Source organism: Micromonospora sp. NPDC005215 (assembly GCF_040607915.1).
In the GTDB taxonomy this organism is placed as follows: Bacteria; Actinomycetota; Actinomycetes; order Mycobacteriales; family Micromonosporaceae; genus Micromonospora.
Genome location: NZ_JBEXHQ010000024.1, coordinates 70697 through 90261, shown reverse-complemented (window position 1 = coordinate 90261; position 19565 = coordinate 70697). Strand labels below are relative to the sequence as shown.

Here is a 19565-nt window from a genome sequence, read left to right as displayed (position 1 = left end):
CAGCTCATCCCATCAGACCAGTACGACACCCACCCAACCCCCCATCCACCCGCGTCGATCATGACGTTGGCGGCGCGACACGCCGACAGCGACGCCGCGACCGCGTCAGCAACGCGATTCGGGCGGGGTCAGGTCAGGTGGGACTCCAGGGCGTCCAGGGCTTCGGGGACCGTGCTGGTCACCGTCAGGAGCTCGCGGCCGGCGGTCTTGAGGAAACGTTTGTCGGCCAGCCCGTTCAGCCAGTCCAGCAGGGGGCGGTAGAACCCGTCGGTGTCGATCAGCACCATCGGCTTGGCGTGTAGGGCAAGGGTCGCTGTCGTCCAGACCTCGAACAACTCGTCAAGGGTGCCCAGCCCGCCGGGCAGGGTGAGGAACGCGTCCGACTTGTCGATCATCAGGGTCTTGCGGCTGGCCATCGAGTCGGTCACCAGCAGCTCGTCCGAGGCCAGGTCGGCGACCTCCAGATCGACGAGCGACTGCGGGATCACCCCCAGGGTGCGCCCGCCAGCGGATCGGGCGCCGTCCGCCACCGCGCCCATCATGCCGACGCAGCCACCGCCGCTGACCAGCGTGTGACCGCGCCGGGCCAGCTCCGCACCGGTCTCGGTGGCCAGGTCCAACCAGCGCTGGTCCAGCGTGCGGGAGGAGGCGCAGAAGACACAGATAGCGGCCATCACTTGTCCCGCGGCTGGTCGGCGGCCTGCGCGGCGGCGGCCTGCTGGTCCGCGCCGGTACGTGCGACGGCCTCGTCGCGGACCGCGTCCTGCTCCACGGAGAGCGCGGCCTCCGCCTCGACGATGTGCCGCACCGCGGCGTTGACGTCGTCGGTGAGGCAGATCAGGTCCAGGTCGACCGGCCCGATCTTGCCGTTGGCGGCCATCGTGTCGCGCAGCCAGTCGAGCAGGCCCTGCCAGTAGGAGAGCCCCATGAGCACCACCGGGAAGCGGGTGACCTTGCCGGTCTGCACCAGGGTGAGCGCCTCGAACAGCTCGTCCATGGTGCCGAACCCACCGGGCAGGACGACGAACGCCTGGGCGTACTTGACGAACATCGTCTTGCGGGCGAAGAAGTAGCGGAAGTCGATCGCCAGGTCGACCCACTCGTTGAGGCCCTGCTCGAACGGCAGCTCGATGCCGAGCCCGACGGAGAGCCCGCCGGCCTCGCTGGCGCCGCGGTTGGCGGCCTCCATCACCCCCGGCCCACCTCCGGTGATCACCGCGTAGCCGGCTCGGGCCAGCGCGCCGCCCAGTTGCTCGGCCAGCCGGCACTCGGCGCTGTCCGGTCCGCTGCGGGCGGAGCCGAAGACGCTGACCGCGGGCGGCAGGTCGGCGAGGGTGTCGAAACCTTCGACGAATTCGGAGAGGATGCGCAGCGCGCGCCAGGCGTCCTTGGTCTTCCAGTCGCTCCGCCCACGTGAATCCAGCAACCGCTGGTCGGCGGTGCTGCTCGGGATCGACCCTCTGCGCAGCGTGACCGCACCGCGGTGCCGCTCCTGTCCCGGACCGCGACCGGCCTCCCGCCCGTTGCTCTGGCTCATGGGGCAACCGTAGTGGAGCGACACCTCGCAGGTGCGCGGGGCGCGGACGCCGAGAAATAGTTCGGGATCATGGGCAACGAATCCGTCCCCCCGTACGTCTTACTATTCACATACCGGGTATGCCCCGGCGCGCGCCTTCGGGGGAGGAGACAGCGTGATCAGTAACAGCGAGATGATCCGGATCCGTCGCCAGATGCAGCGACGGATCCGAGACGTGGTGGCCGAACGCCGCCGCACCCGACTGCAAGACCCACCCCTCGTCTCCCCCACTGCCCCCGCCCCCGCCCCCGCCCCCGCAGGAGCTGATCAAGAGGTTTGCGTCGCCGACAACGGGCCCGGCTGACGCAAACCTCTTGATCACCGGCTGGACCGGTCAGGCCGGGGCCAGCCAGCGGTGCAGGGTGGCCGCGCCATCGCGGATCTTGCTGATCTCGACGTGCTCGTCGGGGTGGTGGGCCAGGTTGGGGTCACCCGGGCCGAAGTTCAGGGCGGGGATGCCCATGGCCGCGAACCGGGCCACGTCCGTCCAGCCCAGCTTGCCGATCGGCGCCGCGCCCACCGCCGCCAGGAACTCCTTCGCCGGGGCCGCCTCCAGCCCGGGGGCAGCGCCCGCCGCGGTGTCGGTCACCACCACCTCGAAGCCGGCGAACACCTCCCGCAGGTGCGCCTCCGCCTCGGCCGGGGTCCGGTCCGGGGCGAACCGGTAGTTGACCTCGATCTCACAGTGGTCGGGGACCACATTGCCGGCGACACCGCCGTTGATCCGCACCGCGTTCATGCCCTCGCGGTAGTCGCAGCCGTCGATGGTGACCCGGCGCGCCTCGTACGTCTGGAGCCGCCGCAGCACCTCACCTGCGGCGTGGATGGCGTTCACCCCGTGCCAGGAGCGCGCCGAGTGGGCGCGTACCCCGGTCGTGGTGACCACCGAGCGCATGGTGCCCTGGCAGCCCGCCTCGACGATGCCGTACGTCGGCTCCAGCAGCACCGCGAAGTCCGCCTCCAGCCACTCCGGGTACGCCTGGGCCACCAGGTTGAGCCCGTTGTACCGCGACTCGATCTCCTCCGCCTCGTAGAAGAAGTACGTGACGTCGTAGCGCGGTTCGGGCAGCGTCACCGCCAGGTGCAGCGCGTACGCGGTGCCGGACTTCATGTCCGAGGTGCCGCAGCCGTACATCAGGTCGCCGCGCATTGTCGACGGGAAGTTGTTGTTCAACGGCACCGTGTCGAGGTGCCCGGCCAACACGACGCGCTGCGCCCGACCAAGGTCGGTACGCGCCATCACCGTGTTGCCGTGCCGGTGGGTGGTCAGGTGCGGTACGCCCCGCAGCACCTCTTCGACACAGTCGGCGATCGCCTTCTCGTTGAGGGACACGGACTCTATGTCGACCAGAGCGCGGGTCAGCTGCACCGGATCTGCGAGGACCTCGGGGGTCAGCGGGTTCTCCATGGTTCGCACGGTACCTTCAGGTCTGTCAGCGCGAGGAGTGAGCTGAGGCCGGCGCGGCCGCGACCGAGAGGTGTAACAGTGACGTCCGCAGATTCCGCCTGGGGCATTGGCCTGGCCACTGTCACGGCAGATGAGCAGGTGCTCGACACCTGGTACCCGACCGGCAAGCTGGGCCTGGGTGAGCTGCCGCTGGTCGCCGGGGAAGACAAGTCGGACGTGCTCGACCTGCCGCCGGCGGCGCTCGGTGACCGCTCACTGCCCGGCCTGCGTACCGTCCAGGTGGTCACCGTGATCGGCTCGCTCGACGACCCGATCAAGGACGCCCCCGACGCGTACCTCCGGTTGCACCTGCTCTCGCACCGGCTGGTCCAGCCCAACCAGCTCAACCTGGACGGCATCTTCGGCAAGCTGGCGAACGTGGCCTGGACGTCCGCCGGGCCGTGCCCACCGGAGCGGGTGGACGAGCTGCGGGTGATCGAGCGGGCGGCCGGCCGCCACCTGGCGGTGTACGGGGTGGACAAGTTCCCCCGGATGACCGACTACGTGGTGCCCGCCGGGGTGCGGATCGCCGACGCCGACCGGGTCCGCCTGGGCGCGCACCTGGCCGCCGGCACCACAGTGATGCACGAGGGCTTCGTCAACTTCAACGCCGGCACCGCGGGCACCTCGATGGTGGAGGGGCGCATCGTGCAGGGCGTGCTTGTCGGCGACGGGTCCGACGTCGGCGGTGGCGCCTCGATCATGGGCACCCTCTCCGGTGGCGGCACCGAGAAGGTGAGCATCGGCGAGCGCAGCCTGATCGGCGCGAACGCGGGCGTCGGCATCTCCCTCGGCGACGACTGCGTGGTCGAGGCGGGCTGTTACATCACCGCCGCTTCGAAGATCACCCTGCCGGACGGCCGGGTGGTCAAGGCCCGGGAGCTGTCCGGCGTCGACGGCCTGCTGTTCTGGCGCAACTCGGTGACCGGCGCGCTGGAGGCCCGGCCACGCACCGGCCGGGGCATCGAGCTGAACGCCGCCCTGCACGCCAACGACTGACGGACCCGCCGGGTCCGCGGCACTCGGCCGCGGACCCGACGGGGTACGCCTCAGCGCAACCGGTACGCCTGGATGATCCGCTCGGTGACAGTGGTGCCGGCGGCGTCCCGGGCGGTGGCCCGCAGGGACGCGTGACCGGCCCCGGCGGGGTGCTTCACGGTGGCCGTCCAGCCGTGGCCGCCGTGCCGGACCTGGGCGGCCTGCCAGGTCCTGCCCCCGTCGTAGGAGACGTCCACTGTCAGCTTGGTCAGCCGCGACCCGGCGACGCCGGGTTGCCTCTTCACCTGCACCGGGATGACCAGGCTCCGGCCGGCCCGAGCGGTGTTGTCGGCATCCAACGGTGGCGTGAACCGGATGGCCGACACCGGCAGCCGACGATAGTCGGCACCGGGGACGTGCCGGGACCGGAACGTCCACGCCGTGCTGACCTCGGTGCTGAGGTCGGTGAAGCTGCGCTTCGCCGACACCTCCAGCCGGTAGGCCGCAGCACCGGGTGGCACCGCGAACTCTCCGAAACCGGCGTCCGGTGACTCGCCGACCAGCACCCCGTTGCGGTAGAGGGCGGTCCGGGCGGTGTCGACGAACGAACCCCCGGGGTGCCCCTCGGCGTCGCCGTACAACTGCACGTCCACCTGGATGTCGTCACCGAGTCGGGTGACCCCCTGGCCGGGCCAGCGCGGCGTCGGGAAGGACGGGCCGTAGGGCGCGCTGCCCCAACTCTCCCGGGTGTGTCGGCCGGGCCGGTACGCGCGCGGCTCGGTCGTCAGCCCCGCCCTGAACTCGGTCCACCACTCCTCGACGGGCGCCCAGAACGTCAGCTCCGAGGACCAGCGCACACCTCGGGTGTTGTAGTGCTCGACCCGCTGGCCGGGCACCACGGTGGGCACTCCGGCCGCCCAACCGCTTAGATCCGGGTCGAGGTGCGGATAGACCACCCGTTCCCCCTTCAGGCCCGAGTAGCCGCCCTTGAACTGCTGCGTGACGGTGGCCAGCTCGGAGCTGCGGTAGGTCTTGTCGAAGCCGGTCGGCAGCCGGCCGGGGAAGGTCTCGCTGAGCGCGTACAGGTAGGGGCTGTGGGCCACCTCCAGGTCCGCCCACTGGCTGCTGATGGTGCTGACGAACTGTTTGCCGGAGACCGCCCGGCCGACCTGCCCGGTGGCCAGCCCGGTGAAGTCGAAGCTGAGAATCCCGAAGCCGGAGGAAGCGCCGTCGGGGGCCAGGAAGGTCGCCCCGATGTCCACGAGTGCCGGTTTGGCCGATCGATCGGGAACGGCGCTGCGCACCGGCCGGGCCTTGCGGGCGTCGAGGGTGACCGCGGTGTCGTCGCCGATCACCAGCTCGGGCCGCGCCAGCGAGGCGGCGTCGACGTCGCCGGTGAAGATGGAGCTGACCAGTCCGTACCGGCCCCTGGGCAACCGGATGTCGACGGTGCCGTCCGGGTCGTACAGCTCGTAGCTCTGCAGGTTGTCCAGCCGCACCAGCGAGGTGAAGTATCCCTCGGCGGCCGCGCCGGTGGCGTCGAGGTGCCGGACGGTGAGCTGGTAGCTCTCCACCTCCCGGTGGACCGCGACCGGGGTGACCGCCACGGCCGTGCCGGAGCGGGCCACGATCCGTCCGGTCCAGTAGCCGTCCGTGCCGAGGCGGGTGTCCACTGTGGCAGTGGTGCCGGCGGTGCCGCCGGCGGGCACTGTGACCTGGCTGGCCGCGAGGGTGAACATGCCGGCCGGTGCCGGCTGACCGTCGGGTCCGGTCACGTCGAGGGTCAGGTCCAGGGTGATCGGATCCGGGCCGTCGTTGCGCCAGTCGACAGTGCGGGCGATCGGGGCGTCGTCGTCATGCGGCCAGGCCGGTTGCCCGAAGGCGACACTGACCGGGTCGCTGACGACCCGCTGGGTGATCGCCCTGGCCACGTCGACCCGGCCGGCACCCTGCTGGAACGCGGTCTGCTCCGGGTGTGGCTTCGCCGAGGCCATCAGGGTGGCCTTGAGCTGTGCCCCCGCCCAGCCGCTGTGCTGCTGGGCGAGCAGCGCCACCGCGCCGGTGACGTGCGGCGCGGCCATCGAGGTGCCGGTGAGCGCTACGTACTTCTCCCCCACCGGGTCGCCGAGCAGCGTGCCGTCACCACGGGCGGCCACGATATCCACCCCCGGGGCGGTGAGGTCCGGCTTCAGCCCACCGTCGCCGACCCGGGGGCCGCGGCTGGAGAAGTCGGCCAGGGCGTCGTCGCGGTCCACCGCGCCGACCGACAGCGCGGATTCCGCAGTGCTCGGCGAACTGACCGAGCCGTCGCTTCCGTCGTTGCCGGAGGAGATCACGAAGAGCGCGCCGGTCTGCGCGGTCAACGACTCGACCGCCGCCTCCAGCGGGTCGACGTCAGGCGTGTCGCTACCACCCAGACTCATGTTGATCACGTCGGCGTGCTTGTCGACGGCAGCCCACTGCATGCCGGCCAGGATCGCGGATTCCAGGCAGCCCTGTTCATCACAGACCTTGCCGTTGAGCAGCGTGGCGTCCGGCGCGACGCCCCGGTATTTGCCGCCGGAGGCCGCACCGCTGCCCGCGATGATCGAGGCGACGTGGGTGCCGTGGCCGACGGTGTCACCGGCGTCGGTGGCTTCGGTGAAGTTGTGCGACTCGGCGAGCCGCCCGGTCAGGTCGGGGTGGCCGGCGTCGATCCCGGTGTCCAGCACCGCGACCCGGACGCCCTGGCCGGTGAACCCCGCCTGGTGCGCGGCCGGCGCGCCGATCTGCGGCACGCTGTGATCGAGGGTGACGTGTCGGCGGCCGTCGAGCCAGATCCGGTCGGCAACCCCCGCCGTGCCGACCCGGGCGCCGGTGCCGGTGAGTGCTGCCCAGACCTCCGTGACCCGCTTCTTGTCCGCTGTCGCGGCGACGCCGCCGACAGCCGGCAGCTCGGCGGTGACGGTCAGTCCGGTGGGCGCCGCGGCGACGCGCCGTCGCGCGCCCGCGTCGCCGGTGACCAGCACCGGCAGGTTGTCCCGGCGGGCGTCGTCGTAACCGGCGGCGATCAGCCCGGTCACGTCGAACAGTCGCCGGTCGACCCGACCGGCGCGGACCAGCGGCAGAGCGTCCTCCGGCAGCACGATCAGCTGACCGCGGTCGCGGGTGGTGAGGAAGCGCAGCTGAGCGCGGTCGGGGCCGGGACGTACGGCGGCGGACCCGGACGCGGTGACGGTGACCCGGTCGCCGGTGAGCAGGGTGACCGTCTTCGCGGTGGCGGCGCCGGTCGCGGTCCGCGGGGCGGCGTCGGGGGCGGTGGTCGGTGGGCTGGCCACGGCGATCGTCGGAGTGCCCAGTACGAGGGCGGCGATGGCGGCGACGGCGGTGGTCATTCTGCTGCGTCGATGCAACGGATCCTCCTTGGTGGAGCGTTGTACAGGCATGAGACGTGCATAGACCGCCGTCAGTATTGCATACTCGGTATGCAAAGAAGGGGTCGAAAATATGACGAACCTGCCAACCTGCGACGGGGTCGGCAGGCATCATCGACCGGGTGACCTCCATGAAGGACCGGATGCTCGCCGGCGAGCCCTACCTCGCCGACGACCCAGAACTCATCGCTGACCTGGACCGGGCCGCCCGGCTGATGGAACGCTTCAACACCAGTGCCGCGGCGGATCCGCAGGCGCGGCTGGGGGCGCTGCGCGAGCTGCTCGGCGACCTGGGCGAGGACGCCTGGGTCCGCCCGCCGCTCTACTGCGACTACGGCTGGCAGATCCGGATCGGCCCGCGCAGCTTCGTCAACTACCACGCGGTCTTCCTCGACACCGCGCCGATCACCATCGGCGCGGACGTCCAGATCGGACCGAACGTGCAACTGCTCACGCCGACCCACCCGGTGGAGCCCGGTCCGCGCCGCGACAAGTGGGAGGCCGCCAGGCCGATCACCATCGGCGACAACGTCTGGCTCGGCGGCGGCGCGATCGTGCTGGCCGGAGTGTCGATCGGCGCGAACACCGTCGTCGGCGCGGGCGCGGTGGTGACCCGCGACCTGCCCGCCAACGTGGTCGCCGTAGGCAACCCCGCCCGGCCGATCCGCGACCTGGACTGAACGCACCAACCCCGGCCGGTCGGTCAGGCCGCCAGCGGCTCGGACCGGCGGACCACGCCGGCCCCGCCCCGGCCGGTCAGGCCGCCGGTGGCTCGGACAGGCCGGTCAGGCCGCCGGCGGCTCGGACAGGCGGACCACCAGGTCGGCTCGGTCGGCGGTCGGGGTGATCAGGGCCGCGTTTGCCTCGTCACTGCCCAGCGCCCACTCGCGTGCCTGCTCCGGCGACCGCCCGAACGCCTCGTGTCGGGCGGTCAACCGACGCTGGCGCAGGTCGGCGTCCAGGTCGAGAAACCACGTCTCGTGCAGCAGCGCCCGCACCTCCTGCCACGGAAAATCCGGCAGCAGCAGGTAGTTGCCCTCGGTCACCACCAGCCGGACCGACGGCGGCACCTCGATCGCCCCGGCCACCGGCTCCTCCAACTCCCGGCGGAACTCCGGCGCGTACACCGAGGTGGGCTCCAGCCGACGCAGCCGGCGCAGCAACGAGACGAACCCGTTGGCGTCGAAGGTGTCCACCGCGCCCTTGCGGTCCGCGCGACCCAACCGGACCAGCTGGGACTGCGCCAGGTGGAAGCCGTCCATCGGCACCAGCCTGGCGGCCGACCCGACGGCGGCCACGACCTGCTCGGCCAGCGTGGTCTTCCCCGCGCCCGGCGCGCCGACGATGCCCAGCAGTTGTCGCGGGCCGGCCTCGGCCAGCGCCAGCGCGCGCTGCACCAACTCGTCGACCGACAACACCCGAGCCGGAGGCATCAGTCGAGGACCGGCGCACTGATCGTGAACCGCGCCTGCACGGCCGCCTGGACGGACTGCGGCTGCGGGTCCAGCTCAAGCTCCGGCGGACCACCACCCGCGCCGCCAGCCCCGGCGAACGCCGCGCGGGCGAACATCGGTCGATCAGCCGGCCCGGCGTCGGCCAGCTCAAGCAACGAGGTGACCTGGGCACCCAGCGCCTCGGCGTACTCGCGGGCCCGTACCAGCGCGTCGCGAATCGCGGCGTGTCGGGCCTCGCGGTGCGCGGGGCTGTCCGGGCGAAGCTCCCACCAGGGCCCGGCCACCTCGACCTGATCCTGGTCGGCCAACCGGAGCATCAACTCGCCGAGGGCGGTGAAGTCGGTGACGGTGACAGTGGTGGTCACGCTGCCGTGCCAGGCGACCACCCGCTCACCCGAGCGACGGGTCTCCGGTCGCACCCGCAGATCGCCGGTCTCCCGGCGTGCCACCGCTGGCCCAGAGGCGTCCAGCAGCACCCGGATGGCAGCGGCACGCTCGGCCAGCCGGGTCAGGGTGGTCTCCCGATCCCGGTCCCGCGCTGTCGCGGTGACCGCGAACCGGGCCAGCTCGGGCGGCACCTCCCGGTACGCCTCGCCGCGCACCTGCACCACCGGACTGTCCGCCGCCATGCCCCTCAGCCTAGTCAGCCGCGGGCCGCCGCGCCTCGTACGAGACGTTGTCGACGCCGACGTGGAGACCCGTCAGGTGACCGCCGGCCACCCCCAGCTCACGCAGCCAGGACACCTCCGCGGTGTGGTCACCACCGGTCGGGAACTGCCTGTCGTACGCGTCGAACCGCCGTTCGCGCAGCGCCTCGCGGGCGGCACGTGCCTCGTCGTACCGTGCCGTGAGCGCCGGTGCGTCGTTCGCGCGCAGCGCGGCGGTCAGGTCGTCCAGGAACGCGGTGACCTCGGCCAGCTCGCGCAGCACCCGGTCCCGGTTGCCGAGCAGCATGTTGGCGGTCCGACCGGCGGGGGTGCCGGCGACCCGGGTGCCATCGGAGAAACTGCCGGCGGCGAGCGCGAGTATCGCGTCGCGCAGCGGTGCGCGCTGCACCGCACCGGCCAGCGCGCCGGCCAGCAGGTGCGGCACGTGTGAGGCGAGCGCGGCGGCCGAGTCGTGCTCCGCCGCGGACATCGGCACCACCCGGGCCCCGAAGAGATCCACCAGCAGCTCAGCCAGCCAGCGGAACGCGGTCGTGGCCGGCCCAGCCGCGGGACAGAGCACCCAGGCGGCGCCGACGAGCAGCTCCGGCCCCGCCGCCGTCAAGCCCGCCCGGTCGGTGCCGGCCATCGGGTGGCCGGGCACGAACCGGTGCGTCAGCCCGTGCGTGGCGGCGAACGCCGCCACCTCCTCCTTGGTACTACCCACGTCGGTCAGCACACAACGCTCACCGGTCATCGCGGCCACCTCGACCAGGGTCGCCGGCAGGGTGGGCAGCGGCCCGCAGAGGAAGACCACGTCCCGGTCGGCCACCGCCTCGACCAGCCGGTCCGGAGCGGGTACGCCCACCCGGCGGGCCTCCCGCCGGGTGCTCTCGTCCGGATCCCACCCGGTCACGTCGATGCCTGCGGCGTGCAGTCGGAGCAACACCGAACCACCGATCAGGCCGGTACCGACCACCGCCGCCCGCACACCGGGCCTGTCCACCATCCGCACACCTCGACGATCCTGCTGGGGTGTGGAGCCGACACGGCCCCGACCAGGTCGGGCCGAGGATATCGTCCGGCTCGACCGCCCGGAGGTGCTGTCAGTTCTGGACGAGGCGGGCCGCGACGCCGGCGATGTGCTCGTCGGACTCGGTCAGCGCCGCCCGTACGTGCTGCTGGCCGCCGGGACCGTAGAAGACGCCGGCAGCGACCAGGATGCCGCGCCGCGCCAGCCAGTCGACGGTCTGCCAGCAGTCTTCACCGCGGGTCAGCCACAGGTAGAGGCCCGCCTCGGAGTGCTCGACGGTGAACCCGGCACCGGTGAACGCGGCGGCCAGCACCTCCCGCCGGGCGCGGTAGCGCTCCCGTTGCTCCTCGGCGTGTCGCTCGTCCTCCAGGGCCGCCACCATGGCCGCCTGCACCGGCGCGGGCACGATCATGCCCGCGTGCTTGCGCACCTTCAGCAGCTCGGCGACGAGCGCCGGGTCGCCGGCGACGAAACCGGCCCGGTAGCCGGCGAGATTGGATCGCTTGGACAGCGAGTGCACGGCGAGAATCCCCGCATAGCTGCCGCCGCTGACCTGCGGCGACAGCACCGAAACCGGCTCGGCCGACCAGCCGAGTGGCAGATAGCACTCGTCGCTGGCGACCACGGCACCGCGTTCCCGAGCCCAGTCGACCACCTTGCGCAGGTGCGCAGGGGGCAGCACCCGGCCGGTCGGGTTGCCGGGCGAGTTGACCCAGACCAGGCGGACCCGCGAGGTCGGCCCGACCGAGGTGAGCGAATCGGTGCGGACGACTGTCGCGCCGGCCAACCGGGCGCCGTCCTCGTAGGTGGGGTACGCGATCGACGGCACCACCACCACGTCACCAGGGCCGATGCCGAGCAGGGTCGGCAGCCAGGCGACCAACTCCTTCGAGCCGATGGTCGGCAGCACGCCGAGACCATCGACCCCGGCGCCACAGGCCCGGGACACCCACGCCGCGATCGCGGCCCGCAACGCCGGGGTGCCGGCGGTCAGCGGGTAACCGGGAGCATCGGACGCGTCAGCCAACGCCCGGCGGATCACCTCGGGCACCGGGTCGACCGGCGTACCCATGGAGAGGTTGATCAGGCCATCCGGATGCGCCGCGGCCAGGGTGGCCGCGGCATCCAGGGTGTCCCAGGTGAACTCGGGCAGCCGCGACGAGACCGGCGCGGGCCGGTTCAGTGGTCCTCGCCGCGCGGCGGCTGCGCGGCGACGAAGGTGGCGTCCTTCTCCACCTTGCCGACCTTCGAGGCACCACCGGGCGAGCCCAGCTCCTCGAAGAACTCGTAGTTGGCGCCGGTGTAGTCCTTCCACTGCTCCGGGACGTCGTCCTCGTAGAAGATCGCCTCCACCGGGCAGACAGGCTCACAGGCACCACAGTCGACGCACTCGTCGGGGTGGATGTAGAGCATCCGATTGCCCTCGTAAATGCAGTCGACCGGGCATTCCTCGATGCATGCCTTGTCGAGCACATCCACGCACGGCTCGGCGATGATGTAGGTCACCGGTCTTCTCCTCCGCAAGACACGCCGCGATCACCCGCGACGGTAAGAGCCTAGTATCTCGCCGGGGAGGGGGTCGATCGTGCTCCGACAGCAGGATGTGGGACACCGAATCGTAGTCCGCCGGATTGTGGGGATTCGCGAGGGCCGCCCGCTCTTCTCCGACGCCCTCGGCGAGCTGGTCGAGCTGAGCGAGACTCATCTCACGCTCTCCACCGCGCAGGGGCAACTGCGCGTCCCGGTGGCGCAGGTCCACCGCGCCAAGCGGGTGCCACCCACCCGCCGGCCAACCGCCGCGGCAGTCGTGGCGCTGGAGCGGGCCGCCGACGAGGCCTGGCCGGCACCAACGCGGGGGCAGCTCGGCGACTGGCTGCTCCGCTCCGCGGACGGCTGGAGCGGGCGGGCCAACTCGGCGCTGCCGATCGGCGACCCCGACCGACCGCTGCCCGCCGCCGTGGACGCTGTCGAACGCTGGTACGCCGAACAGGGCCAGCCACCGATCATCAACACGCCGCTGCCACTCGCCGCCCCGGTCGGTGCCGAGTTGGACGCCCGCGGTTGGGCCGCCCGACCGCCGGTCCTGGTGCAGACCGCGCCGCTCCCGCTGCGTCCGCCCGGCATCGCCGTCGGGCCGGCTGGTCGGTGGGGCAGCGCGGTCGTCGACCTGTCCACAGCGCCGAGCGCGGAGTGGCTGGCCGTCGCCGCCGGCCGCAAGGGGGGCCTGCCGGACGCCGCCCGGCACGTGCTCACCGCCGTGGGCCAGGTTCGCTTCGCGCACGTGTACGTCGACGGCGCGCTGGTGGCGGTCGGCCGAGGCACGGTGACCGGCCAGGGGCGCTGGCTGGGCCTCAGCCTGATCGAGGTGTTGCCGGTGGCCCGCCGTCAGGGGCTGGCCGGCCGGGTGATCGACGAGCTGGCCGCCTGGGGCGTGTCCGCCGGCGCGACACACGCGTTCCTCCAGGTCGAGCAGCACAACACGGCGGCGGTCGCGCTCTACCGGCGATTCGGCTTCGCCACGCACCACACCTACCTGACCCGGGTCGCCCCGCACTGACCCGGCGTCGGGTCAGCGGCGGACGACGCGGCGGGGCTTGGCGGCCTTGACCTCGGCGTACCGCTTGAGCTGCCACGAGCGGTAGTCACGCCCCAGCGCGGTGAGCACCAGGTAGCCGATCAGCACCCCGGCGCCTGCGGCGAGCAGGTACAGCCAGAGCTGGGCGAAGAACGTCGGCGCGCCGCCAGCGAACGGGTTGTGGCCGATCAGCAGCGGCCCGACCAACACGGTCAACACCATCGCCGCCAGCACCACGAGGGCCATGTCGGCCGCCCACTCCGCCAACGGCCGGCGACGACCCCAACGGAAGGCGACAACGGCCAGGATCAGCCCGATCACCGCGAACATCGCCAACGACACCCGGTCGGCGGTCGTGTCGTCATCCTCGAAACCGAACCGGATGATCAGCCGAGCCACCACGTTGACCGCGAACAGTGCTGCCACGAGCACCCCGATGTCACGCCACCGTCTGTCCATCGCCGGACCTCCTGCCGTACGCCCCGTCGCGGGCTCACATCCCTGGCTGGAATATCTACCACCCCTACCTGGGTGGCGTCATCAGCCCGAGCGTGGACGGCGGAGCGAGGATCTGCCGGAAGCCCATCACCGCGAAGGTCATCGCGCCGGCCACGATCATGGCCAGACCGACCCAGTTGTCGCCGGCCAGCAACAGGTCACCCTCGCTGGTCCGGATGGCGGCCACCGCCATCAGCGCGAACCATGGCACCGCCGGCAGCACCACCGCCCACCTGCGGCCGACCGCCTCGTACGCGAACCAGCTCAGCACGATGTTGGCACCGACGGCGAGGAGTGCCGACACACCGATCAACTGCCCGCCGACGCGGACCGTGGCGAGCAGCAACTCCAGCACCCCGCTCAGCACTGCGGCGACCACCACGACGATCGCGCCGGCCAGCCGCAGGCCCAGGTCGAGCAGTCGCGGCGGTGGCCCCGCCGGGGGCGGGGCATCCTGCTCGTCCAGAACCGTCATCGACGCCGGCAGGGTCACCGAAGACCCGCCGCCGCGACCGGCGACCGGTCCGAGGCGGTTTCCTCGGGGAGCCCGGCGAAGAGGTCGTCCTCCCAGCCGTACGGCCCGAAGCCCGGACCCTTCTCGCCGACCGCGAGGGTGAAGAACTCCACGCCCATGAACTCACCGCCGAAGTTGCCGGCGATCGAGTAGAGCCAGGAGGTGGCCGGGATCTGGGTGGCGTGCGCGCGCATCGCGGCCTCCTTGGCCGGGTGCTGGTCGGTGCCGTCGATCCGGGCGGCGATCTGGGCATCCGGGGTGCCGAAGGGTAGGTCGGCGATGTCGGCGATGCCGCCGAACGGGTTGTCGGAGGACTCGGCGAAGTGCGCCATGCCGGCTTCCAGGACGCTGAGCGGCATGGCGGTCCAGTAGACCTTCAGCGGGGCGCAGCCCTCGGCGGCGGCCAGCTCGACAGCGCGCATCGCGACCCGGTGAGCCTGGATGTGGTCGGGGTGGCCGTAGAAGCCGTTCGGGTCGTACGTGACAAGCACCTGCGGGCGTACCTCCCGCATGATCTCCACCAGGTGCCCGGCGGCCTCGTCGAGGTCGGCCTGCCAGAAGGCGCGGGGGTGTTCGTTTGTGGCGAGCCCCATCATCCCCGAGTCGCGGTAGCGGCCGGCCCCGCCCAGAAAGCGGTGGTCGTCGACGCCGAGCGCGGCGCACGCGGCGGCCAGCTCGGCGATCCGGTACCCGCCGAGCTGGTCGGCCTCGGCGGCGGCGAGCTGGGCCAGCGCCGGCACGTGAATCTCGCCTTCCTCACCGAGGGTGCAGGTCACCAGCGTGACGTGGGCGCCGTTGGCGGCGTAACGGGCCATCGTCGAGCCGGTGCCGATCGACTCGTCGTCGGGGTGCGCGTGGACCAGCAGCAGGCGGCGGTCGGGCAGCATCGTCACGACGGTCACTCTAACCGGCGGTCAGGTCCCACCGGCGCTGACGCGTCCGCCCAGGTCGGCCACATCACCTCCGGTACCGCTCTACGATTTGGTCTGTGGACTTTCCGGAGCTGGCCGCCCGCACCCGCCGGTTCAGCCACGGCGCGCCGCGCGCTGTCTCCGTGGCTGACGACGGCTCCCGGGTGATCTTCCTGCGCTCGGCCGGGCCGGAGGATCCGGCGGACGCGCTCTGGCTGCTGGACGTGGCCACCGCCGAGGAGCGCCTGGTCGCCGACCCGACGACCCTGCTGGGCGAGGGCGGGGACGTGCGGTCGCTCTCCCCCGGCGAACGCGCGCTGCGTGAGCGGTTACGGCTCAGCGCCGCCGGCATCGGCTCGTACGCGCTGGACGCCGCCGGGCGGGTTGCGGTGTTCGCGCTGGCCGGGCGGTTGTTCCGGGCCGATCTGGTGCACGGCGACGTGGTGGAGGTGGCCACCGTCGGCCCGGTGCTGGACCCCCGTCCGGACCCGACCGGGCAGCGGTTGGCGTACGTGACCGACGCGGGCGAGGGTGTGCGCCGGGGTGAGCTGCGGGTGATCGAGGCAGACGGCGCCGACACCCTGCTGGCCGGCGAGAACGCCGGGGTGAGCTGGGGGCTGGCCGAGCACATCGCGGCGGAGGAGTTCGGCCGGTTCCGGGGCTACTGGTGGGCACCGGACGGTCGCTCGGTACTCGCCGCCCGGGTCGACGAGTCCCGCCTGGACCGCTGGCACCTGCACGACCCGGCCGAGCCGGCCAGCCCGCCGACCGCCGTGGCGTACCCCCGGGCCGGTGGGCCGAACGCGGAGGTCAGCCTGCACCTGCTGGACCTCGACGACGGCTGGGTCGACGTGCACTGGGACCGGGAAACCTACCCGTACCTGACCGCTGTCAGCTGGGTCGAGGGCAGCCCACTGATCACCGTGTTGCGCCGCTCACAGCAGCACGGGCTGGTGCTCGCCGTGGACCCCCGGACGGGTGAGACCCAGGTGCACGCGGAGCTGGCCGATCCGCGCTGGGTCGAGCCGATCACCGGCACCCCGGCGCACCTGCCGGACGGCCGGGTGCTCGTCGGCGGGGAGTTGGCACACGACGGGTACGACGCGCGGTGCCTGTTCGCGGACGGCACCCTGCTCACTCCGCCGTCGCTGTACGTGCGGCGGGTCGTGGGTCGGCTGCCGGCCATTTCCGGCCCGGCCGACCTGCTGGTCGAGGCCAGCGACGGTGAGCCGAGCGAGCGGCACCTGTTCCGGGTCCGCACCACCATCGGGGGTGGGGTGGACGCGCGCCGGATCACCAGCGACTCGGGTTGGCACACCGCCGCCGTGGGCGGCGACGTGCTGGCCGTCGGGGTCGCGTCACTGGACCACGCCGGGGTGCGGTGGACGGTGCGACGCGGCGACCAGGAGGTCGCCGGGTTGCGGTCGCTGGCCGCCACCCCTCCGTATTCTCCGCTGCCGTTGCTGGAACGGGTGACCGATCGACGGCTGCCGGCGGCGGTGCTCTACCCGGACAACCACGTGACGGGCCGGCGGCTGCCGGTGCTGCTGGACATCTACGGCGGGCCGGGGCACCAGGAGGTCGTGGCGGCACGGGCGGCCTGGTTGGAACGGCAGTGGTGGGCCGATGCCGGGTTCGCGGTGGTCACCATCGACAACCGGGGTACGCCGGGAGTGGCCCCGTCATTCGAGAAGGCGATCCACCGGCGGATGGCCGACGTGACAGTGACCGACCAGATCGACGCCCTGACCGCGCTCGCCGGGAAGCACCCCGACCTGGACATGGGACGGGTGGGGGTGCGCGGCTGGTCGTTCGGCGGGTGGCTGGCCGGGTTGGCGGTGCTGCGCCACCCGGAGCTGTTCCGGTGCGGGATCGCGGGCGCGCCGGTGACCGACTGGACGCTGTACGACACCGCGTACACCGAGCGTTATCTGGGGTTGCCCGAGGACGGCATGGACATCTACGCGCACCACTCACTTGTCGAGTTGGCCGCCGAGCCGGTCACCGGCCCGGACCAGGCCCGCCCGTTGCTGCTGGTGCACGGCCTGGCCGACGACAACGTGGTGGCCGCGCACACGCTCCGGCTCTCCGCGGCTTTGCTGAGCACCGGCCGCCCGCACGCCGTCCTGCCGCTGACCGGAGCCACCCACATGGCCGCGAACGGCACCGCCGAGCGACTGCTCCCCCTGGAACTCGACTTTCTCCGTACCCATTTGTTGTGAGCGGAATTCGACAGGTGATTTCGGCACCCCAGTGGCACAAAACGGCGCGTCTGGCTGCGCCGGCCCGATCCGCTGTCAGCGATGGTCCGCCATGGCGGGATTCCGGTTTGCCGAGCCGTCTGACTTTTTCCGGGGCTGAACAATGAGCAGTGCCGTCACCAGTTGGGCACCTGCCACGGGCAGAGCCATCCGCAGACCATAGGTGCTGAAGACGAACAGCGGAAACGGCACGGCGAAGAGCAGGATCGCGCAGAGCCTGAACCAGTACCAGCGCACGTCGGACAGCAGACGCAGCACTCCCAGGCACACGGTGCCGGCGACGCTCAGGAGCGCCCACAGTGGGAAGAGGAACATGATCCCGATGACCAGCAATAGCAGGTTTTCGGCGAGCCCCACGCCCGGGACCGTATCTGTCAGGGCATAAACGACAAGTCCCGCCAGCCACACACCGAGGTAGAGCAGGACGTTGAAGCCAAACCAGAGGGCCCACGGTAGTTCGGCGAAACGGTCCAGCGGCTGACGGCGAAGCATGTCGATGTTCACCGCCGTATCGTATCGAGGCGACTGGCCACGACGGCGCCCCGTTCTTTGCGTAATGCCGCCGCACGGATGTCGTTTCCGCCACACCCACCGGGGGCTGGGCAGGTCCTCATTCAGAACGGGCTGCGGACGCAGCGAAGGGCGCTCGCTATCCGCTGTGGCTGTCCGCCATCTCGATGTGCTCGTGAGCGGTATACCTCAGAGGTATGAATATGACTCAGAGGTATACCGCTCACTACCGCATCCGTCCCCGCACGGAGGTGACCGACGGTCACCTCCGGCCGCCGGCGACAGCCCGAGTCAGGGTTGGGAATCACTCGTCCAGAAGCGGACGCGGCGATCGGCCAGCCCGTGCTGGACGCGGAACGCGAGGGGTGCCGCCGAACTCGCCCACGGGCCCCGGTCGGCTACCTGATCAGCGCGGGTTACTGCGCATCGCGGCAGTGCAGGACCCGCTGACCTCCCGTACGCGGGAGAAGAACGCCGACAGCAGGAAGACCGCGAAAATCAACAGGTTGAGCACCCACCGAGGGTCGTCGATGTGCAGCGCCGAGGAGAACTGATCCTTCTCCGCTGCGGTCAACACCGCTGTGGACCGCTCCGCCGCGGCGAAGTCCAGGCGGTCGGGGGCGAACACGAGGTAGGTCCAGACCCGGTGGACGAAATACAGAACGGCTGCGCCGATGAAGAGGACCCGACGGGTACCGGGACGCCACCCGAGGACCAACAAACCCGGGAGGATGACGAGTTCGGTCGGGACGTTCGCCGCGATCGCGATCGGAATGCTGGGTAGGAACATCGTCACCATCGTCTCCCCGGTGATCGAGGAGCTGCTCAGCGCAGTGCCCAGCATCAGCAGCCCGATGGCGCCGCCGAACGCGAACAGCGCCATGGTTACACAGCCCAGTGCCACAAGGCCGTCCTCTACCCAGGCGCTCAGCGTCCGCCTGCGGCGGATCCAGCGTGCGACGAGCCCGATCAAGACCGCCCATCCGGCTCCGATCAGCAGGGCGGTCGGCAGTGGAAGGAACTCCATCAGGGACAGCCCTTGCACCACGATCGTGAATACCGCAACGAGTGCGAACGGCGGGAGGTGATCAATACGCTGCTTCATGCACCGGGACGCTAGGAAGGACAGCCGGACACGGCATCTGCCGATCGGTCTACCGGTGGTTTAAACCGGGTTTATTCGAGCAGACCGGCCTCGCGGGCGTGCGCAACGGCCTGCAGACGGCTCGCCGCCTCGAGCTTGCGGAAGATGTGGTTGAGGTGCGCCTTGACCGTGCCGGGCGCGACGAAGAGCACCTTGGCGATCTCCGCGTTGCTGCGGCCGGTCGCCAACTGGTGCAGCACCTCCAGTTCGCGCGAGCTGAGCGGCTCGGCGGGCCTGCGCTGCACCGCGACAGGCGACGGTCCCTGAGCGGCGACGGGTGCGGGCAGACTTGCCGGTGCCGGGTCGGCCCTTGACGGGGCTGTGGGGACCCAGCGGACGGCCAGCACCGCGATCGCCAACACGAACGCGCCGAAGAATGGGATCACCCACCACTGTCCGCCGCCGCGCTCCACCATCGCGAACGACAGTCCAACGATGACCATCGCCCAGACGAAACAGCCGATCAGCACGGCCGCGATGAACAGACGTCTACGGATGAAGGGTGACCGGAGCCAGTGGGTGGCGCGCATCGGCAACTCCCAAGGTCAGGAACCGGGCCGATCCTAACCCGGGAAGTCCTGCTGCCGACGGCTCAACCTCAAGGTCG

Annotated in this window: 19 protein-coding genes; 4 read left to right on the top strand and 15 right to left on the bottom strand. The window is 71.5% G+C overall.

Annotated elements, in window-relative coordinates:
- Positions 1-128: 128 nt before the first annotated feature.
- From ABZU25_RS19190 to dapE, 3 genes are all read right to left on the bottom strand, one after another.
- Positions 129-674, bottom strand: coding sequence for a TIGR00730 family Rossman fold protein (locus ABZU25_RS19190; RefSeq protein ID WP_355030695.1), 546 nt, complete (start codon positions 672-674; stop codon positions 129-131).
- Positions 674-1537: a TIGR00730 family Rossman fold protein gene (locus ABZU25_RS19185; protein ID WP_355030694.1), complete on the bottom strand. Its 864-nt coding sequence runs from the start codon at positions 1535-1537 to the stop codon at positions 674-676. Before ABZU25_RS19185 ends, ABZU25_RS19190 begins: the two co-directional genes overlap by 1 nt.
- 373 nt (positions 1538-1910) lie before the next feature.
- Complete coding sequence (dapE, locus tag ABZU25_RS19180) at positions 1911-2984, bottom strand: succinyl-diaminopimelate desuccinylase (RefSeq protein WP_355030693.1); 1074 nt, start codon at positions 2982-2984, stop codon at positions 1911-1913.
- 78 nt (positions 2985-3062) lie between these two features.
- Here dapE and dapD point away from each other — a divergent pair, with 78 nt between their 5' ends.
- A complete protein-coding gene (gene dapD / locus ABZU25_RS19175; RefSeq protein ID WP_355030692.1) occupies positions 3063-4022 on the top strand; it encodes a 2,3,4,5-tetrahydropyridine-2,6-dicarboxylate N-succinyltransferase in 960 nt (319 codons plus the stop codon).
- Positions 4023-4072: 50 nt separating this feature from the next.
- On the opposite strand, the gene ABZU25_RS19170 is transcribed toward dapD, so the two are convergent.
- The gene (locus ABZU25_RS19170) at positions 4073-7375 is read right to left on the bottom strand and encodes a S8 family serine peptidase (protein ID WP_355030715.1); all 3303 of its coding nucleotides are present in this window, start codon (positions 7373-7375) and stop codon (positions 4073-4075) included.
- A 161-nt stretch (positions 7376-7536) separates the two neighbouring features.
- On the opposite strand from ABZU25_RS19170, the gene ABZU25_RS19165 reads away from it, so the two are divergent.
- On the top strand, positions 7537-8094 hold the full coding sequence (locus ABZU25_RS19165; RefSeq protein WP_355030691.1) for a sugar O-acetyltransferase: 558 nt from the start codon (positions 7537-7539) through the stop codon (positions 8092-8094).
- Positions 8095-8199: 105 nt separating this feature from the next.
- Here ABZU25_RS19165 and ABZU25_RS19160 read toward each other — a convergent pair whose 3' ends face one another.
- From ABZU25_RS19160 to fdxA, 5 genes are all read right to left on the bottom strand, one after another.
- Complete coding sequence (locus ABZU25_RS19160) at positions 8200-8847, bottom strand: nucleoside/nucleotide kinase family protein (RefSeq protein WP_355030690.1); 648 nt, start codon at positions 8845-8847, stop codon at positions 8200-8202.
- The gene (locus ABZU25_RS19155) at positions 8847-9497 is read right to left on the bottom strand and encodes an SIMPL domain-containing protein (protein WP_355030689.1); all 651 of its coding nucleotides are present in this window, start codon (positions 9495-9497) and stop codon (positions 8847-8849) included. The genes ABZU25_RS19160 and ABZU25_RS19155 overlap by 1 nt, the downstream gene beginning before the upstream one ends.
- A gap of 10 nt (positions 9498-9507) precedes the next feature.
- Positions 9508-10521, bottom strand: coding sequence for a prephenate dehydrogenase/arogenate dehydrogenase family protein (locus tag ABZU25_RS19150; RefSeq protein WP_355030688.1), 1014 nt, complete (start codon positions 10519-10521; stop codon positions 9508-9510).
- A gap of 97 nt (positions 10522-10618) precedes the next feature.
- Positions 10619-11728, bottom strand: a complete 1110-nt coding sequence (gene dapC, locus ABZU25_RS19145; protein ID WP_355030714.1) for a succinyldiaminopimelate transaminase — start codon at positions 11726-11728, stop codon at positions 10619-10621.
- Positions 11725-12051: a ferredoxin gene (fdxA, locus tag ABZU25_RS19140; RefSeq protein ID WP_355030687.1), complete on the bottom strand. Its 327-nt coding sequence runs from the start codon at positions 12049-12051 to the stop codon at positions 11725-11727. Before fdxA ends, dapC begins: the two co-directional genes overlap by 4 nt.
- A 79-nt stretch (positions 12052-12130) precedes the next feature.
- On the opposite strand from fdxA, the gene ABZU25_RS19135 reads away from it, so the two are divergent.
- Positions 12131-13102 carry a GNAT family N-acetyltransferase gene (locus ABZU25_RS19135; protein ID WP_355030686.1) on the top strand — a complete coding sequence of 324 codons (972 nt, stop codon included), beginning with the start codon at positions 12131-12133 and terminating at the stop codon, positions 13100-13102.
- Positions 13103-13114: 12 nt separating this feature from the next.
- Here ABZU25_RS19135 and ABZU25_RS19130 read toward each other — a convergent pair whose 3' ends face one another.
- The 3 genes from ABZU25_RS19130 to mshB all read right to left on the bottom strand — a co-directional run bounded on the left by ABZU25_RS19130 (position 13115) and on the right by mshB (position 15034).
- Positions 13115-13579: a hypothetical protein gene (locus tag ABZU25_RS19130; RefSeq protein ID WP_355030685.1), complete on the bottom strand. Its 465-nt coding sequence runs from the start codon at positions 13577-13579 to the stop codon at positions 13115-13117.
- 64 nt (positions 13580-13643) lie between these two features.
- Positions 13644-14093 (bottom strand): hypothetical protein, encoded by a 450-nt coding sequence (locus tag ABZU25_RS19125; RefSeq protein WP_355030684.1) that lies wholly within the window; start codon positions 14091-14093, stop codon positions 13644-13646.
- A 14-nt stretch (positions 14094-14107) separates the two neighbouring features.
- A complete protein-coding gene (gene mshB, locus ABZU25_RS19120; RefSeq protein ID WP_355030683.1) occupies positions 14108-15034 on the bottom strand; it encodes an N-acetyl-1-D-myo-inositol-2-amino-2-deoxy-alpha-D-glucopyranoside deacetylase in 927 nt (308 codons plus the stop codon).
- A gap of 86 nt (positions 15035-15120) precedes the next feature.
- On the opposite strand from mshB, the gene ABZU25_RS19115 reads away from it, so the two are divergent.
- Positions 15121-17265, top strand: a complete 2145-nt coding sequence (locus ABZU25_RS19115; protein ID WP_355030682.1) for a prolyl oligopeptidase family serine peptidase — start codon at positions 15121-15123, stop codon at positions 17263-17265.
- Between the two features lie 75 nt (positions 17266-17340).
- Here ABZU25_RS19115 and ABZU25_RS19110 read toward each other — a convergent pair whose 3' ends face one another.
- The 3 genes from ABZU25_RS19110 to ABZU25_RS19100 form a co-directional block, all read right to left on the bottom strand.
- Positions 17341-17808: a hypothetical protein gene (locus ABZU25_RS19110; protein ID WP_355030681.1), complete on the bottom strand. Its 468-nt coding sequence runs from the start codon at positions 17806-17808 to the stop codon at positions 17341-17343.
- A gap of 412 nt (positions 17809-18220) precedes the next feature.
- Positions 18221-18919, bottom strand: a complete 699-nt coding sequence (locus ABZU25_RS19105) for a hypothetical protein (RefSeq protein WP_355030680.1) — start codon at positions 18917-18919, stop codon at positions 18221-18223.
- 71 nt (positions 18920-18990) lie between these two features.
- Positions 18991-19488, bottom strand: a complete 498-nt coding sequence (locus ABZU25_RS19100; RefSeq protein ID WP_355030679.1) for a response regulator transcription factor — start codon at positions 19486-19488, stop codon at positions 18991-18993.
- Positions 19489-19565 lie beyond the last annotated feature (77 nt).